The organism is Plantactinospora siamensis, assembly GCF_042434095.1.
In the GTDB taxonomy this organism is placed as follows: Bacteria; Actinomycetota; Actinomycetes; order Mycobacteriales; family Micromonosporaceae; genus KBS50.
Genome location: NZ_JBHLUE010000019.1, coordinates 223,558 through 240,652, shown reverse-complemented (window position 1 = coordinate 240,652; position 17,095 = coordinate 223,558). Strand labels below are relative to the sequence as shown.

Here is a 17,095-nt window from a genome sequence, read left to right as displayed (position 1 = left end):
CCCGCCGCCGTCCGTGGCCCGCTGGCCGTCGGCGGAAGGCCCCCTCGCCGCCCGCCGGCGGAAGGGCCCCTCGCCGCCCGCCGGCGGAAGGGCCCCTCGCCGCCCGCCGGCGGAAGGGCCCCTCGCCGCCCGCCGGCGGAAGGGCCCCTCGCCGCCCGCCGGCGGAAGGGCCCCTCGCCGCCCGCCATGCCGGACCAGGAGTGGTCACGTATACGCCAGCCCCCTCAACGGGGCCCGTTGAGGGGGCTGGCGTATACGTGACTGCGGCCGGTCACTGGGGCAGGGTGCCCGGCGTGGCTGGTGGCCCGCTGGTTGCGGCTGCCCGGCGTGGCTGGTCGCCGCCGGTCGGGCGCCGACCGTCGTTCGTCGACGCCATCCGTCATCCGCCGGTCGCGGTCGGCGCCGACCGTCGTTCGTCGACGCCATCCGTCGTCCGCCGGTCGATGTCCGCCGGTCGCCGCTTCGGGCCAGCCGCAGGCGGCTGGCGTCGTGGCCGTGGGTGGCCGGCGTCGCGGCTGTGGGTGGCTGGCGTCGTGGCCGTGGACGGCTGGCGTCGCGGCCGTGGACGGCTGGCGTCGCGGCCGTGCCGCCGGCCGCTGGCACAATGGCGGGGATGTACCGGGAGCAGCCCGCCGGGCCCGAGCTGGCCGGCACCATCCTCTGGGCCAGCGTCCGCGAGTCGGGCGCCGGGCCGACGCGAGTGCTGCCGGACGGCTGCCTGGACCTCATTTGGTCCTCGACGCACGGACTGTTCGTGGCCGGCCCCGACACCGCGGCCCACCTGGCCGCTGGCATGCCGGGGGAGTGCTGCGTCGCGCTCCGGTTCGCCCCGGGCACCGGGCCGGCCGTGATCGGCGTACCCGCGTCGGAGCTGCGGGACCGGCGGTGGCCGCTGGCCGACCTCTGGCCGGCGGCCGTGGCGCGTGAGCTGGCCGACCGGATGGCCGAGGCGGCGGCGACCGGCGCCGAGCGGGCGGGCGGCGAGTGGGCCGGCGCCGAGCGGGCGGGCGGCGAGTGGGCCGGCGGCGAGCGGGCCGGCGGCGAGTGGGCCGGCGCCGAGCGGGCCGGCGGAGTGCTGCTCACCGCGGCGGCTGACCGGTTGCGCGCGGCCGGTGGTCCGGATCGGCTGGCCGGGGTGGTGGCCCGGGGCATGGCCGCCGGGCGGCCGGTGGCCGCGGTGGCCGCCGAGGTCGGGCTGGGCGAGCGGCAACTTCACCGGCGCAGCCGGGAGCTCTTCGGGTACGGCCCGAAGACGCTCGCCCGGATCCTGCGGCTGCGCCGGGCCCTGACCCTGGTGTACGCCGGGGTGCCGGTCGCCGAGGTGGCGTTCCGGACCGGGTACGCCGACCAGCCGCACCTGTCCCGCGAGGTGCGGGCGCTGGCCGGCGTGCCGCTGGGCGCGCTGACCGCCGGCGGCGGCTGAGGGCGTCAGCAAACCGCCGGAGGGCGGTTGAGGGCGTTAACAAGGGGCCCTTCCTATACAGAAAGCGATAAGAGGGGGCCCCTCCTTTCACTTCAGCGGCGCGAAGAGGTCGACGGCGTTGCCGTCCGGGTCGTGCAGCACCGCGTACCGCTGGCCCCAGAAGGCGTCGAACGGCGCCAGGTGGCCGGCGGCGCCGGCCGCCACCATGTCGGCGTAGACGGCGTCCACCTGGGCCGGCTCGGCGCAGTCGAAGGCGAGGCTCATCCGCGAGCCGCCGGCGGACGCCGACCAGCCGGGGTCGAACGCGTGGATGGTCTCGATCGTGTCCCAGGCCAGTCGCAGGCCGCCCGGCAGCGTCACCTCGACGTGCGGCTGGGCGTCGGCGTCGGCCGGGATGTCGACGCCGAGCCGGCGGTAGAAGGCGAGCGAGGCGGGCAGGTCCGCGGCGACCAGGCCGAGCAGGTCGAATCGTGGTTGAGTCATGACGCGACCGTAGGCCGGCCCACCGCCGCCCGTCTTGACGAAAACAGACACGTGGCCGGCCCGCCGCCGCCCGTCTTGACGAAAACAGACGCGTGGCCGGCCTGCCGGCGACAGACGCTGGCCGTCTTGACGAAAACAGACGCATGGCCGGCCTGCCGGCAACAGACACGTGGCCGGCCTGCCGGCAACAGACGCTGGCCGTCTTGACGAAAACAGACGCGTGGCCGGCCTGCCGGCAACAGCGGCGTGTCGGTCAGCTCCGTCGCCTGCCCGGCAGCAGTAGGCCCAGCCCGGCGATGGCCAGGGCCACGGCGACCGCGAGGGCGAACACCAGCCGGTATCCGGCAGCCAGCGCCGCCGGCGCGGAGCCGGCGGCGCTGGCGGTGGCCGCGGTGGCCGCGGTGGCGAAGCCGGCCAGGGCGAGGGATCCGCCGACCTGGCTGGCGGCGTTGGCGACGCCCCCCACGATTCCCGCCTCGTCGGGCGGAACGTCGGCGGTGGCGGACGCCATCAGGGTGGGGAACACCAGGCCGATGCCGCCGGCGACGAGCAGCGTCGGCCCCAGCACGCCGGCGAGGTAGTGACTGTCGACGCCGGCCCGCGAGAGCCAGCCGAAGCCGGCCACCAGGCAGGCGCACCCGGCCCACAGCAGCCGACGGGGCCCGGTGCGCGGGACCCAGCCGGCGGCGAGCCGGGCCGTGAGCACGAACATGACCGCGGCGGGCGTCTGCCCCAGGCCGGCGCCGAGCGCGCTGAAGCCCAGCACGTTCTGCAGGAACAACGACGAGAAGAACCACATGGCGATGGCGATGCCGCCGAACAGCAGCAGCATGCCGTTGCTGACCGCCACGCCCCGGTTTGCGAACAACCGGAGCGGCATCATCGGCGCCACCGCGAGCCGCTGCTCGACGGCCAGGAAAGCCGCCAGCAGGAGCACGCCGGCCAGCACCGGGACGAGCACCGGCGCGGACCCCCACGGGTGGTCCGCTGTCCGCATGACGCCGTAGATCAGGCAGGCCAGCCCGGCGGTGCCGGTGGCCGCGCCGAGCAGGTCGAGCGATCCGTGCCGACCGGCCCCGGCGGCCAGGGACGTCAGCGCGACGGCGATCAGCGCCGCGCCGATCGGCACGTTGATCAGGAAAACCCAGCGCCAGGAGAGCCCGGTGGTCAGCACGCCCCCGGCGACAGCGCCGACCATGCCGCCGATGCCGCCGGAGGCGGACCACGCGCCGAAGGCCCGGGCCCGCGCGGGCCCGTCGCCGAAGCCCGTGTTGATCACGGCGAGCGTGGCCGGGGCCAGCATGGCGCCACCCAGGCCCTGGGCGACGCGGGCGATGACCAGCAGCTCAGCGGTGGCCGCCAGGCCCGCGAGCAGGCTTGCCGCGGAGAAGAGACCCAGCCCGGCCACCAGCATGCGGCGGCGGCCGAACAGGTCCGCCGCCCGGCCGCCCGGGAGCAGGAAACCGGCGAATGCCAGCACGTATCCGTTGACCACCCAGGCCAGCCCGGTGGCGGTGAACCCCAGGTCACGCTGGATCGAGGGCAGCGCCACGTTCACGATCGACACGTCCAGGATGACCATGAACTGGCCGGCGCATGCCAGCGCGAGGACCAGCCAGGCCGGGCCGGTGCGCGGCTCGGCCGGGGTCTGGGCGCGGGTGCTCGTCATGACTCCTCCTTCGCCGGTCAGCGGCTCACGCCCGGTGGGCGGCGCCGGCCACCAGGGGAGCGCCCTTGAGCCGGCCGGCGAACCGGGCCAGGCGCTCCCCCTGGAAACGGGCGGCGCTCAGGGCTGCGGTGTCGGCGCCGTCGCCGCCGGCCGCGACCGTGCCGTACGGGTTGCCGCCGGCCGCGTACACGGTGTCGTCGGTGTAGCCGGGCGGGATGATCACGGCGCCCCAGTGGTAGAAGACATTGCCGAGCGCCAGGATCGTGGCCTCGCTGCCACCGTGCCGGTTGTACGCGGAGGTGAAGGCGGTGGCCGGCTTGTCGGCCAGCACGCCCTCGCGCCACAGGCCGCCCGCCTGGTCGATGAACTGCTTGAGCTGCGCGGCCGGCGTGCCGAACCGGGTGGGTGTGCCGAACGCGTATGCGTCCGCCCAGGCGAGGTCGTCGAGCTGGGCGACGGGCACCGAGGCGGTCGCGTCGGCGTGCCGGCGCCAGCTCGGGTTCTGATCGATGGCTTCGGCGGGGGCCAGTTCGGCCGCCCGGCGCAGCCGGACCTCCGCTCCGGTTGAGGCGGCGCCCTCGGCGACGGCCTGGGCGAGGGCGTGCACCGTGCCCGTGGAGCTGTAGTAGACGACCGCGACCTTCACCGGCATGGCGACTCCTTGATCCGGGTAGCATCGGTTATGCGCGTAACCATTATGCGCATAACCTTATGCGCATAACAATGGTGGCTGTCAAGGAGGGCACATGGATCAGACGTACGCCGGCGCGCTCAACCAGGCGATCCGCCTGCTCAGCCTGCGGCACCGCACGCGGGCTGCTCAGCTGCTCGGCCCGCTCGGCCTGCACCCCGGCCAGGAGGCGCTGCTGCTGGAGATCGACCGGACCGGTCCGCGCAACCAGGCGCAGCTCAGCGAGGCGCTCGGCTGCGAGCCACCCAGCGTCACGCTGATGACCCGCAAGCTGGAGGCCGCCGGCCACATCGAGCGCACGCCGGACCCGACCGACAAGCGCGCCTCCATCGTCGCGCTGACCGCCAGCGGCCAGGCCCTCGCCGACCGGATCACCGAGCTCTGGGTCACCCTGGCCGAGGAGACGGTCCGGGGCCTGCCCGCCGACCTGCTGGAGCGCCTGCCCGGCGTCCTGCAGACCATGTCGACCAACGTCAGCGGCAAATCAGCCGACTGAAGCCGCCCGGTCAGGGGCCGGCCGGCCCATGGGCTCCCACTAGCAACAGGCGCCCGTCCCGGCAACCGGGAAATCGGGTGACGCATCCCTCACCCCGCCCCCACGGCAGGCACGGCACCGGTGGATCCCATTACGGTTAAAAGACGAGGCAATTTCAAAGACGATATGCCGGCACTAGCGAGGGACCACATGACGGATGTCAAGCTCGACCACCCCGGTGGGCAGCTGTCGATGCCGGTCAAGGCGGCCGTGGACGGGCCGTCCGGCATCGGCGTGAGCAATCTGCTGAAGGAGACCGGGTACACCACGTACGACCCGGGCTTCGTGAACACCGCCTCCTGCTCCTCGGCGATCACCTACATCGACGGCGATGCTGGCATCCTGCGCTACCGCGGCTACCCGATCGAGCAGCTGGCCGAGAAGTCCTCCTTCCTGGAGGTCTCCTACCTGCTGTTCTACGGCGAGCTGCCCACCACGGCGCAGCTGGAGGAGTTCACTCAGCGGATCCGTCGGCACTCGCTGCTGCACGAGGAGATGCGCCGGTTCTTCGACGGCTTCCCGCGGGACGCGCACCCGATGGCGGTGCTCTCCTCGGCCGTCAGCGCCATCTCCACCTTCTACCAGGACAGCCTGGACCCGTTCGACCAGGAGCACGTGGAGATGTCCACGATCCGGCTCATGGCCAAGGTGCCGACCATCGCGTCGTACGCCTACAAGAAGTCCATCGGTCAGGCCATGCTGTACCCGGACAATTCGCTCGGGTACGTGGAGAACTTCCTCCGGATGACCTTCGGCGTTCCGGCCGAGCAGTACGAGGTCGACCCGGTGGTCGCGCGGGTGCTCGACATGCTGTTCGTGCTGCACGCCGATCATGAGCAGAACTGCTCCACCTCGACCGTACGACTCGTCGGCTCCAGCAACGCCAACCTGTTCGCGTCGGTCTCGGCCGGCGTGAACGCGCTGTTCGGCCCGCTGCACGGCGGTGCCAACCAGGCCGTGCTGGAGATGCTGGAGCGGATCCACGCAGACGGCGGTGACGTCCAGGCGTTCGTCCGCCGGGTCAAGGCCAAGGAGCAGGGCGTCAAGCTGATGGGCTTCGGCCACCGGGTCTACAAGAACTACGACCCGCGGGCCGCCATCGTCAAGAAGGCCGCCCAGGACGTGCTGGCTCGGATGAACAAGCCGGACCCGCTGCTGGACCTGGCCATGCAGCTCGAGGAGATCGCGCTGGCCGACGACTTCTTCGTGTCCCGCAAGCTCTACCCGAACGTGGACTTCTACACGGGCCTGATCTACAAGGCCATGGGCTTCCCCACGAAGATGTTCACCGTGCTCTTCGCGCTGGGCCGGCTGCCCGGCTGGATCGCCCAGTGGCGCGAGATGATCAACGACCCGGAGACCAAGATCGGTCGGCCGCGGCAGCTGTACACCGGCGCCGAGGCCCGCGACTACGTCCCGGTCGGGCAGCGCTGACCGGCGGCCGGGCCGCACGATGAAGGGCACGCCGCGCGCGGCGTGCCCTTCGCCGTGTCCCGGGCTTTGCGACCATGGTTGACGAGGCCGTCCGGGGGGCAATAGCGGCGTACGCCGCGCCCGGGCGTCCGGCGGCGGAGCTGCGACCGGCGGCGGAGCCGTAGGAAGGCTCCGGCGGCGGACAGGGCCGGGCGTCGGCGTGGGGGAGACGAGGAACGACATGCAGGTCTGGCCGGGCGAGCGCTACCCGTTGGGTGCCACCTACGACGGGACCGGGACGAACTTCGCGATCTACTCCGAGGTGGCCGAAGCCGTCGAGCTGTGCCTCTTCGACGAGTGGGGGCTGGGCACCGAGCGGCGGATCCGGCTCCAGGAGGTCGACGCGTACGTCTGGCACGCGTACATCCCGGGCATCGAGCCGGGCCAGCGGTACGCCTACCGCGTGCACGGCCCGTACGACCCCGCCACCGGCTCCCGCTGCAACCCCAACAAGCTGCTGATCGACCCGTACGCGAAGGCCATCGACGGGGACGTCGAATGGGACCCGGCCGTCTACGGCTACGAGTTCGACGACCCGGACCGGATGTCGGAGAGCGACTCGGCGCCGTTCGTGCCGAAGGGCGTGGTGGTCAACCCGTACTTCGACTGGGGCAACGACAAGCCGCCGCGCACCCCGTACCACCACTCGGTGATCTACGAGGGACACGTCAAGGGGCTCACCCGCCGCCACCCGGGCATCCCGGAGGAGCTGCGCGGGACGTACGCGGGGATCGCGCATCCGCTGATTATCGAGCACCTCACCCGGCTGGGCGTCACGGCGCTCGAGCTCATGCCGGTGCACCACTTCGCGCACGACCACCGGCTGCGCGACCTCGGCCTGCGCAACTACTGGGGCTACAACACCATCGGGTTTTTCGCGCCCTACCACGGCTACTGCTCCACCGGGCGGCTCGGCCAGCAGTCCCAGGAGTTCCGCGGGATGGTCAAGGCGCTGCACGCCGCCGGCATCGAGGTGATCCTCGACGTGGTCTACAACCACACCGCCGAGGGCAACCACCTGGGCCCGACGCTCAGCTTCAAGGGCATCGACAACCGCAGCTACTACCGGCTGTCGGAGGAGGATCGGCGCTACTACGTCGACTACACCGGCACCGGCAACAGCCTCAATGTCCGCAGCCCGCACTCGCTGCAGCTGATCATGGATTCGCTGCGGTACTGGGTGCAGGAGATGCACGTCGACGGGTTCCGGTTCGACCTGGCGGCCACCCTGGCCCGCGAGTTCTACGAGGTGGACCGGCTGTCGACGTTCTTCGAGGTGGTCCAGCAGGACCCGGTGGTGAGCCGGGTGAAGCTGATCGCCGAGCCCTGGGACGTCGGACCGGGCGGCTACCAGGTGGGCAACTTCCCGCCGATGTGGACCGAGTGGAACGGCAAGTACCGGGACACCGTCCGGGACTTCTGGCGCGGCGAGCCGAACACGCTGGCCGAGTTCGCCTCCCGGATCTCCGGCTCGGCCGACCTTTACCAGGACGACGGGCGCCGGCCGTTCCACAGCATCAACTTCGTCACCGCGCACGACGGGTTCACCCTCAACGACCTGGTCTCGTACAACGACAAGCACAACGAGGCCAACGGCGAGGAGAACCGGGACGGGGAGAGCCACAACCGGTCCTGGAACTGCGGCGTGGAGGGCCCGACCGACAACGCCGGCGTGCTCGAGCTGCGGGCCCGGCAGCGGCGCAACTTCCTGGCCACCCTGATGCTGTCCCAGGGCGTCCCGATGATCGCGCACGGCGACGAGCTGGGCCGCAGCCAGCGCGGCAACAACAACGCCTACTGCCAGGACAGCGAGCTGTCCTGGCTCGACTGGGAGTCGGCCGACGAGCACCTGCTGGAGTTCGTCCGGACGCTCACCGCGTTCCGCCGCAAGCACCAGGTGTTCCGCCGGCGCCGCTTCTTCACCGGGCTGCCGGTGACCACCCGCACGGCCGGTGGGCCGCTGCCGGACCTGGCCTGGTTCACCCCCGGCGGCCGGGAGATGACGGCCGAGGACTGGGGCAACGACTTCGGCCGCGCGGTGATGCTGTTCGTCAACGGCGAGGGGATCAACGAGCGCGGCCAGTGGGGCCAGCGGCACGTCGACGACTCGTTCCTGCTCTGCTTCAACGCCCACGACGCGCCGCTGGACTTCGTCGTGCCGGCCGGGGACTACGGCCAGAAGTGGCACCGGGTGATCAGCACGGCCGAACCGGGTCCGGACGACCGGGAGGTGGTGGAGGCCGGCGGGACGATGGTGGTGCCGGACCGTTCGCTGGTGGTGCTGGAGAGGACGGTCTGACGTGGTGGTGCGCGCGACCTACCGGGTCCAGGTACGGCCGTCCTTCGACCTCGACGCCGCGGCCGAGCTGACCGGCTACCTCGGGCGGCTGGGCGCGAGCCACCTCTACAGCGCGCCGCTGCTGGCCGCCACGCCCGGCTCCGAGCACGGGTACGACGTGGTGCACCCGGGGCGGGTCAACCCGGAGCTGGGCGGGGCCGAGGCGCTGGACCGGCTGGTCGGCGTGCTGCGGGCGGCCGGCCTCGGGCTGGTGGTGGACATCGTCCCCAACCATCTCGGGGTCGCCGTGCCGGCCGCCAACCCGGCCTGGTGGGACGTGCTGCGCCGGGGCCGCGACTCGGCGTACGCCGACTGGTTCGACATCGACTGGTCGCGCGGCCGGCTGCTGCTGCCGGTCCTCGCGGACGATCCGGACGCCCTGGACGAGCTGCGGGTGGTCGAGGGCGAGCTGCGGTACTTCGAGCACCGCTTCCCGGTCGCCGACGGCACCGGCGCGGGCAGCCCGCGCGAGGTGCACGACCGCCAGCACTACGAGCTGGTCTCCTGGCGGCGCGGCGACGCCGAGCTCAACTACCGCCGGTTCTTCGCGGTCTCCGACCTGGCCGGCGTGCGCGTGGAGGACCCGGCGGTGTTCGCGGCCACCCACGCCGAGATCCTGCGCTGGGTCGAGGCCGGCCTGGCCGACGGCATCCGGGTGGACCACCCGGACGGCCTGCGCGACCCGGCCGGCTACCTGGCCCGGCTGCGCGCGGCCGCGCCCGGGATCTGGCTGGTGGTGGAGAAGATCCTGGAGCCCGGCGAGGAGCTGCCGGCCTGGCCGGTCGACGGCACCACCGGGTACGACGCGCTGGCCGACGTGTGCGGCCTGTTCGTCGACCCGGCCGCCGAGGCGGACTTCACGGCCCTGGACACCCGGCTGTGCGGCGTGGCCACCTCCTGGCCGGAGCTCACCCACCGGACCAAGCGGGCGGCCGCCACCCGGCTGCTGGCCGCCGAGCTGGCCCGGCTGGCCCGGCTGGTGCCGGACCTGTCCGCGGAGGTGGCCGGGGACGCCATCGCCGAGCTGGCGGCCAACTTCCCGGTCTACCGGGGCTACCCGCCGGAGGGCGGCCGGGACCTGGCCCGGGCCCGGGCCGAGGCCGGGCGGCGCCGGCCGGAGCTGGTGCCGGCGCTGGACCTGCTGACCCGCCGGCTGCGCACCCCGGACGACGAGCTGGCCGCCCGGTTCCCGCAGTTCTCCGGGGCGGTGATGGCCAAGGGCGTGGAGGACACCGCGTTCTACCGGTGGAGCCGGTTCGTGGCGCTCAACGAGGTGGGCGGCAGCCCGGCCCGGTTCGGCGTGTCGGTGCCGGCCTTCCACCGCGCGGCCGGGGCCCGGCAGTACCGCTGGCCGGCCGGGATGACGGCGCTGTCCACCCATGACACGAAGCGCGGCGAGGACGTGCGGGCCCGGCTGGCGGTGCTGGCCGAGCTGCCGGGGGACTGGGCCGAGACGGTCCAGCGGTGGAGCGCCGCGCACCCGCTGCCCGACCCGGCGTTCGGGCACCTGGTCTGGCAGACCGTCGTGGGCGCCTGGCCCATCGAGCGCGAGCGGCTGCACGCGTACCTGGTGAAGGCCGCCCGGGAGGCCGCCACCGCGACCAGCTGGACGGACCCGGACCCGGACTTCGAGGCGGCGCTGCACGCGCTGGTGGACCGGATCTACGACGACGCGTACCTGCGGGCCGAGGTGGCCTCGTTCGCCGACCGGATCACCCCGTACGGCTGGTCGAACGCGCTGGGGCAGAAGCTGGTGCAGCTCACCATGCCGGGCGTGCCGGACGTCTACCAGGGCACCGAGCTGTGGGACAACTCCCTGGTCGACCCGGACAACCGGCGCCCGGTGGACTTCGCCGGCCGGGCCCGGCTGCTGGAGCGGCTGGACGGCGGCTGGCTGCCGCCGGTGGACGACACGGGCGCGGTGAAGCTGCTGGTCACCTCGCGGGCCCTGCGGCTGCGCCGGGACGCGCCGCAGCTGTTCACCGGCTACCGGGAGGTGCCGGTGCGCGGCCCGGCGGCCGACCATGTGATCGCGTTCGACCGCGGCGGGGCGATCACCGTGGCCACCCGGCTGCCGATGCTGCTTCGCCGGCGCGGTGGCTGGGGCGACACTTCGATATCACTCATGGTTAACAATGCGACAGAGTCGTTCACCCGACGGGTCTACGCTGGTCCCCGGATCGCGCTGGCCGACCTGCTCGACCGGTACCCCGTCGCCCTGCTGACCCCCGTCGACCCCCTGGGAAGGCCATGACCGAGTTCCGGGTGTGGGCGCCCGACGCCGCCCGGGTCCGGATCCGCCGGTACGGTCCGGACGAGCGGCTGATCGACGCGCCCGGCGTGCGCGACGAGCCGATGCGCGCCGCGGGCGGCGGCTGGTGGCGGGTCGATCTCCCGGACGCCGGTACGGGCACCGGGTACTCCTTCCTCCTGGACGACGCCGACCGGCCGCTGCCCGACCCGCGCTCGGCGTGGCAGCCGTACGGCGTGCACGGGCCGAGCGCGGTCTACGACCACGCGGCGTTCCGGTGGACCGACGCCGGCTGGACCGGCCGCCAGCTGCCCGGCAGCCTGCTCTACGAGCTGCACGTGGGCACCTTCACCCCGGCCGGCACGTTCGACGCGGCCATCGAGCGCCTCGACCACCTGGTGGAGCTGGGCGTCGACCTGGTCGAGCTGCTGCCGGTCAACGCCTTCAACGGCGAGCACAACTGGGGGTACGACGGGGTCTGCTGGTTCGCGCCGCACGAGCCGTACGGCGGACCCGACGGCCTCAAGCGGTTCGTCGACGCGGCCCACGGGCGCGGGTTGGGGGTGGTCCTCGACGTCGTCTACAACCATTTCGGCCCCTCGGGGGCGTACGCGCCGATGTTCGGGCCCTACCTGTCGGCGGCGAACACCGGCTGGGGCCGCTCGATCAACCTGGACGGGCCGCGCTCGGACGAGGTGCGGCGATACATCCTCGACAGCGTTCGGATGTGGCTGCGCGACTACCACGTGGACGGGCTGCGGCTGGATGCCGTGCACGCGTTCACCGACGCCCGGGCGGTGCCGATCCTCGAGGAGCTGGCCACCGAGGTCGAGTCGCTCAGCACCCACCTGGGCCGGCCGCTGTCGCTGATCGCCGAGTCCGACCTGAACGACCCGCGCTTGATCACCTCGCGGGACGGCGGCGGGTTCGGCCTGCACGCCCAGTGGGACGACGACGCGCACCACGCGCTGCACGCGCTGCTCACCGGCGAGCGGCAGGGCTACTACGGCGACTTCGGTTCGCTGCAGGGGCTGGCCGACGTGCTGACCGGGGCGTTCCTGCACGCGGGCACGTGGTCCACCTTCCGCGGCCGGGTGCACGGCCGGCCGGTGGACACCGAACGGATCCCGGGCCACCGGTTCGTGGCGTACCTGCAGAACCACGACCAGGTCGGCAACCGCGCGGTCGGCGACCGGCTCTCCGCCACGCTCTCCCCGGGCCTGCTGCGGGTGGGCGCCACGCTGCTGCTGACCGCGCCGTTCACCCCGATGCTGTTCATGGGCGAGGAGTGGGCCGCCGGCACGCCGTGGCAGTTCTTCACCAGCCACCCGGAGCCGGAACTCGCGGCGGCCGTGGCCAACGGCCGGCGCCGGGAGTTCGCGGCGCACGGTTGGCCGGCCGGCGACGTGCCGGATCCGCAGGATCCGGCCACCCTGGCCCGGTCCCGGCTGGACTGGGCCGAGCTGGACCGGCCCGGGCACCGCGAGATGTACGACTTCTACCGGCGGCTCATCGCGCTGCGCCGCGGCCGGCCCGACCTGTCCGACCCCCGGCTCAACCGGGTCGAGGTGCGGCACGGCGACCGGTTCGTGGTGATCCGCCGCGGCGGCTGCGTGGTGGCGGCCAACCTCGCCGCCCGGCCGCAACGGATCGACCTGGCCGACGAGGTCGGCGAGGTCCTGCTGGCCACCGAGGACGGCGTCACGGTGATGCGCGGCGGCGTGGAGCTGCCCGCCGAGTCCGCCGTCGTGGTCGCGGTCTGAGCGCTCGCCGCCCGGCTGCCGCCGCGGGCGCGCCGGGCCCGATGGCCACCGTCCCCCCGGTCCCGCCGCCCGTTTTGCCGCGCCGGCCCCGATTGTCGGGCTAGCGTCGGGCAGAGCGCACGGGCCGTGGGAAGGGGTCGCAGCATGGGCGGGAACGACCGGGAACAATCAGCGGATGTCCTGCCGCGGGTGCTGGGGCTGACCAGCCTCGGCCTGGGGCTGGCCACCTTCGCCGCGCCCCGGCCGGTGGCCCGGTGGTGCGGCATCGACGACTCGGCGCGGGCCCAGGAGCTGCTCGCGGTGGTCGGGATGCGGGAGTTCTTCCACGCCGCGGGGCTGCTGCGGGCCACCCGTACCGCGCCCTGGACCTGGACCCGGGTGTTCGGCGACGCCATGGACCTGGGCCTGCTGGCGGCGGCCGTGGGGTCCCGGCGCGGCGAGCGCCGCCGCCGAGCCGCCCGGACCACCGCGGTGATCGGCGGGATCGCCCTGGCCGACCTGGCGGTCGCGGTCCGGCAGACGCGGCGGGAGTCGGCCGCGTCCCGAATGGTCCGGGTCGTGGCCGCCACCACCGTCAACCGGCCGCCGGAGGAGGCCTACCGGTTCTGGCGCGACCTGGAGAACCTGCCCCGGTTCATGGACCACCTCGATCGGGTGAGCACCGACGGCGACGGCCGGTCCACCTGGACGGCCCACGCGCCGGCGGGCCGGGCCGTGACCTGGCAGGCGGAGATCGTCGAGGACGACGGGGGCCGGCTGATCGCCTGGCGGTCCGTCGACGGCTCCCGGGTGCCGAACTCGGGCCGGGTGCGGTTCGAGCCGGCGCCCGGTGGCCGCGGCACCGAGGTACGGGTCGAGCTGGCCTACCGGCCGCCGGGCGGCCGGCTCGGCCGGGCCGTGGCGCGGATGCTCGGCGAGGATCCGGCGCAGCAGGTCAACGACGACCTGCGCCGGTTCAAGCAGGTGCTGGAGACCGGCGAGATCACCCGCTCCGAGGCCAGCCCCGGCGGTCTGAGCACCCACCAGCAGCTGCGGCAACGGCCGGCCGCGCCGGCCGCCGGGGGTCGGCGATGAAGGCCAACGTCTGGGTACGCCCCAACCGGGTCGAGGTGCGGGACGTCCCCGACCCGCAGATCCTCAACGACGGCGACGCCATCGTGCGGATCACCTCGACCGCCATCTGCGGCTCGGACCTGCACCTCTACGACGGCTACCTGCCGGCCATGCTGCCCGGGGACATCCTGGGGCACGAGTTCATGGGCGAGGTCGTGGAGGTCGGCGCCGGGGTGCGGAAGCTGACCGTCGGCGACCGGGTGGTGGTGCCGTTCCCGATCTCCTGCGGCCGGTGCGCGAGCTGCCAGCGCGGGCAGTTCTCGGTGTGCGAGAACAGCAACCCGAACGCCGGGATGGCGGAGAAGCTGCTCGGGCATCCGCCGGCCGGCATCTTCGGCTACTCCCACCTGCTCGGCGGGTATGCGGGCGGTCAGGCCGAGTACGCCCGGGTGCCGTACGCCGACGTCGGTCCCGTCAAGATCGAGGACGGGCTGCCGGACGACAAGGTGCTGTTCCTGTCCGACATCCTGCCCACCGGCTGGATGGGGGCCGAGATGTGCGACATCCAGCCGGGTGACACCGTCGCGGTCTGGGGCGCCGGACCGGTCGGGCTGTTCGCCATGATGGCCGCCCGGCTGATGGGCGCCGAGCGGATCATCGCGATCGACCGGTACCCGTACCGGCTGGCCAAGGCCGAGCGGCACGCCGGCGCCGTCTGCGTGAACTACGCCGAGACGTCGGTGCCCGAGGCGCTCAAGGAGCTGACCGCCGGGCGGGGACCGGACGGCTGCGTTGACGCCGTGGGCGCCGAGGCCCACCACGGCAACGCCGCCATCTACGCGTACGACCGGACCAAGCAGGCGGCCCGGATGCAGACCGACCGGCCCAGCGCGCTGCGGGAGGCGGTGCTGACCTGCCGCAACGGGGGCACTGTCTCGGTGATCGGCGCGTACACCGGGTTCGTCGACAAGTTCCCGATGGGCTCGTTCATGAACCGCTCGCTGACCATGCGCAGCGGGCAGTGCCACGTGCAGCGCTACCTGCGGCCGCTGCTGGAGCGCATCCGGATCGGCGAGCTCGACCCGAGCGTGGTGATCAGCCACCGGCTGCGGCTGGCGGACGCCCCGATCGGGTACGAGATGTTCAAGAACAAGGTCGACGACTGCGAAAAGGTCGTCCTCTCCGCGGCCTGACAGCATTCCCTCCCGCCCAGACTGTCCGGCCCAGGACTTAACACGGGTTGCGACCCGGCCAGCCGACCGGCAGTCCATGGTCGTTCGCCGGGTGTCGGGCGTCGTAGTACGCGTTTGACGCGTAATACGATTCTGTGGTGGCAGAGCGGCAGTACGGCTAGACCGAGGCCGGCCGTTGCTCGCCGTTGCTGGCCTGGCGGACACGGCCCGGGTGGTGGTCGTCCTCTGCGAGCGGCTACCGGCCGAGGCAGCTATGGCCATCCTCGCGGCACGGCCAGCGAACGCGGAGGAGACCAAGCGGTGGATGGAAGGCACGTCATGACGCAAGGTCGTGACCCCCGGGACATGAGCCGGGACGAGTTGGTGGGGTACTTCTCCGCCGGCGGAGACATTTCCGAGCTGCTGCGCGACGCGACGCCGGGGCCTGACCTCGGGCCGGCTCCAGACCCGGGCACCATTCCCATGATCGTCACCGGACTACGGCTGCCCTCCGCCACGGTGGACCGGCTGGATGCCCTTGCCGGTCACGATCGTGGCGGCCGGTCGGGTGTGATCCGGCGTGCCATCGACGAATATCTCGAGCGGCATTCGGACGAGGCGGCCTGACCCCCGCGCCGGCGGCACAGGGGTCCACCGCCCGTCCGGTCAGCCGACCGGCCACTCGTGGGCGGGCTGGTTGCTGTGCATCAGCGGGATGTACCGGCGCAGCACCTCGGCCAGCGCGGCCGGGCGGTCCAGGTGGTCGTGCTGCTCGAGCTCGTGCAGCGTCTCCACCTGCCAGGTGGCCCCGTTGCGGCCGGTGAGGCAGCGCTGCTCGATGATGCCGAGCAACCGGTCCCGCTCGGCCGGGTCGACGCCCCAGCGGTCCAGCCCTTCGTGCGCCAGCGGCAGCAGCCGGCGCAGCACCAGCTCCGTCACCGGCAGGTAGCCCAGCCCCGGCCAGAACACCTGGGCCGAGATGCCGTGCTGGGCGCACGAGTGGAAGTTCTCCTCGGCGGCGCTGAACGACATCTGCGACCACAGCGGGCGGTCGGCCTCGGCGAGCGACCGGACCAGTCCGAAGTAGAACGCCCCGTTCGCCACCGTGTCCAGCACGGTCGGCCCGGCCGGCAGCACCCGGTTCTCCACCCGCAGGTGCGGCCGGCCGTGCACCACGTCGTACACCGGACGGTTCCAGCGGTAGACGGTGCCGTTGTGCAGCCGCAGCTCGGCCAGGGCGGGGGTGTCGCCCCGGGCCAGCACCTCGGCCGGGTCCTCGTCCTCGCAGACCGGCAGCAGCGCGGGAAAGTAGCGCACGTTCTCCTCGAACAGGTCGAAGACCGAGGTGATCCAGCGTTCGCCGAACCACACCCGCGGGCGTACGCCCTGGGCCTTGATCTCTTCCGACCGGGTGTCGGTGGCCTGCTCGAACAGCGGGATGCGGGTCTCCCGCCACAGCTCCCGGCCGAACAGGAACGGCGCGTTGGCGCCCAGCGCCACCTGCGGCGCGGCCACGCACTGGGCCGCGTTCCAATACGCGGCGAACTGCGACGGACCGACCTGGAGATGGAACTGGGTGCTCGTGCAGGCGGCCTCCGGGGTGATGGTGTCGGCCGTGGCGGCCAGCCGCTCCACCCCGGCGATCCGGATCGCCAGGTCCTCGCCGCGGGCCGCGAAGATCTGCTCGTTCAGCAGCGCGTACCGGGGATTGGCGGACAGCGCGGCCGAGGTGAGGTGCTCGGGTCGCAGGGTCGGCAGGATGCCCACCATCACCATGTGCGCGCCGATCCGGCGGGCCTTTTCCTCGGCAGCGTTCAGGCTGGCCCGGACGTGCGACTCGAACTCGGCCGTGCCGGTGCCGGTCAACCGGCGCGGCGGCAGATTGATCTCCACGTTGAACTGCCCGAGCTCGGTCTGGAAGCTCGGGTCCGCGATCTCGGCGAGCACTTCGGCGTTGCGCATCGCCGGCATGGCGTCGCCGTCCACGAGGTTGAGCTCGATCTCCACCCCGGTCATCGGGCGGTCCGTGTCGAACCGCGACTCGCGCAGCATCTCCGCGAACACGTCGAGACAGCTTCTGACCTTCTGCCGGTACCGTGCCCGGTCCGCGCGGCTGAAGGCGTGCGCCTCGATCTGCTCACCCATTGCGTCACCGTCCTGCCACTGTGGGTATCTCAACGTCGCACGGCCGGGCGCCGGTGGGAAGGGGTCGACCGGAGCATGGCCGATGTTCGATGCTCGGGG

The 17,095-nt window shown here is 73.0% G+C and carries 13 protein-coding genes; 9 read left to right on the top strand and 4 right to left on the bottom strand.

Translation table 11 applies throughout. The features are described from left to right. The first annotated feature begins 613 nt into the window (after positions 1 to 613). Positions 614 to 1,423 (top strand): helix-turn-helix domain-containing protein, encoded by an 810-nt coding sequence (locus ACFFHU_RS23510; RefSeq protein ID WP_377342307.1) that lies wholly within the window; start codon positions 614 to 616, stop codon positions 1,421 to 1,423. 87 nt (positions 1,424 to 1,510) lie between these two features. Here ACFFHU_RS23510 and ACFFHU_RS23505 read toward each other — a convergent pair whose 3' ends face one another. From ACFFHU_RS23505 to wrbA, 3 genes are all read right to left on the bottom strand, one after another. Further along, positions 1,511 to 1,906 (bottom strand): VOC family protein, encoded by a 396-nt coding sequence (locus ACFFHU_RS23505; RefSeq protein WP_377342305.1) that lies wholly within the window; start codon positions 1,904 to 1,906, stop codon positions 1,511 to 1,513. 253 nt (positions 1,907 to 2,159) lie between these two features. Next, entirely contained in the window at positions 2,160 to 3,575 is a 1,416-nt protein-coding gene (locus ACFFHU_RS23500; RefSeq protein WP_377342303.1) for an MFS transporter, read from the bottom strand. Positions 3,576 to 3,600: 25 nt separating this feature from the next. After that, on the bottom strand, positions 3,601 to 4,227 hold the full coding sequence (gene wrbA, locus ACFFHU_RS23495) for an NAD(P)H:quinone oxidoreductase (RefSeq protein WP_377342301.1): 627 nt from the start codon (positions 4,225 to 4,227) through the stop codon (positions 3,601 to 3,603). A 94-nt stretch (positions 4,228 to 4,321) separates the two neighbouring features. On the opposite strand from wrbA, the gene ACFFHU_RS23490 reads away from it, so the two are divergent. The 8 genes from ACFFHU_RS23490 (at position 4,322) to ACFFHU_RS23455 (ending at position 15,478) form a co-directional block, all read left to right on the top strand. Continuing rightward, positions 4,322 to 4,762 (top strand): MarR family winged helix-turn-helix transcriptional regulator, encoded by a 441-nt coding sequence (locus ACFFHU_RS23490; RefSeq protein WP_377342299.1) that lies wholly within the window; start codon positions 4,322 to 4,324, stop codon positions 4,760 to 4,762. A 189-nt stretch (positions 4,763 to 4,951) separates the two neighbouring features. Beyond that, entirely contained in the window at positions 4,952 to 6,235 is a 1,284-nt protein-coding gene (locus ACFFHU_RS23485; RefSeq protein WP_377342297.1) for a citrate synthase, read from the top strand. Positions 6,236 to 6,455: 220 nt separating this feature from the next. Continuing rightward, a complete protein-coding gene (gene glgX, locus ACFFHU_RS23480) occupies positions 6,456 to 8,573 on the top strand; it encodes a glycogen debranching protein GlgX (protein WP_377342295.1) in 2,118 nt (705 codons plus the stop codon). A gap of 1 nt (position 8,574) precedes the next feature. Continuing rightward, positions 8,575 to 10,866 carry a malto-oligosyltrehalose synthase gene (treY, locus tag ACFFHU_RS23475; protein ID WP_377342293.1) on the top strand — a complete coding sequence of 764 codons (2,292 nt, stop codon included), beginning with the start codon at positions 8,575 to 8,577 and terminating at the stop codon, positions 10,864 to 10,866. Beyond that, positions 10,863 to 12,626, top strand: a complete 1,764-nt coding sequence (treZ, locus tag ACFFHU_RS23470; protein ID WP_377342292.1) for a malto-oligosyltrehalose trehalohydrolase — start codon at positions 10,863 to 10,865, stop codon at positions 12,624 to 12,626. Before treY ends, treZ begins: the two co-directional genes overlap by 4 nt. A gap of 144 nt (positions 12,627 to 12,770) precedes the next feature. Then, on the top strand, positions 12,771 to 13,700 hold the full coding sequence (locus tag ACFFHU_RS23465; protein ID WP_377342290.1) for an SRPBCC family protein: 930 nt from the start codon (positions 12,771 to 12,773) through the stop codon (positions 13,698 to 13,700). Beyond that, complete coding sequence (locus ACFFHU_RS23460) at positions 13,697 to 14,872, top strand: zinc-dependent alcohol dehydrogenase (RefSeq protein ID WP_377342288.1); 1,176 nt, start codon at positions 13,697 to 13,699, stop codon at positions 14,870 to 14,872. The genes ACFFHU_RS23465 and ACFFHU_RS23460 overlap by 4 nt, the downstream gene beginning before the upstream one ends. A gap of 345 nt (positions 14,873 to 15,217) precedes the next feature. Continuing rightward, positions 15,218 to 15,478 carry a CopG family ribbon-helix-helix protein gene (locus ACFFHU_RS23455; protein WP_377342286.1) on the top strand — a complete coding sequence of 87 codons (261 nt, stop codon included), beginning with the start codon at positions 15,218 to 15,220 and terminating at the stop codon, positions 15,476 to 15,478. Positions 15,479 to 15,517: 39 nt separating this feature from the next. Here ACFFHU_RS23455 and ACFFHU_RS23450 read toward each other — a convergent pair whose 3' ends face one another. Then, complete coding sequence (locus tag ACFFHU_RS23450) at positions 15,518 to 16,996, bottom strand: glutamate-cysteine ligase family protein (protein WP_377342284.1); 1,479 nt, start codon at positions 16,994 to 16,996, stop codon at positions 15,518 to 15,520. Positions 16,997 to 17,095 lie beyond the last annotated feature (99 nt).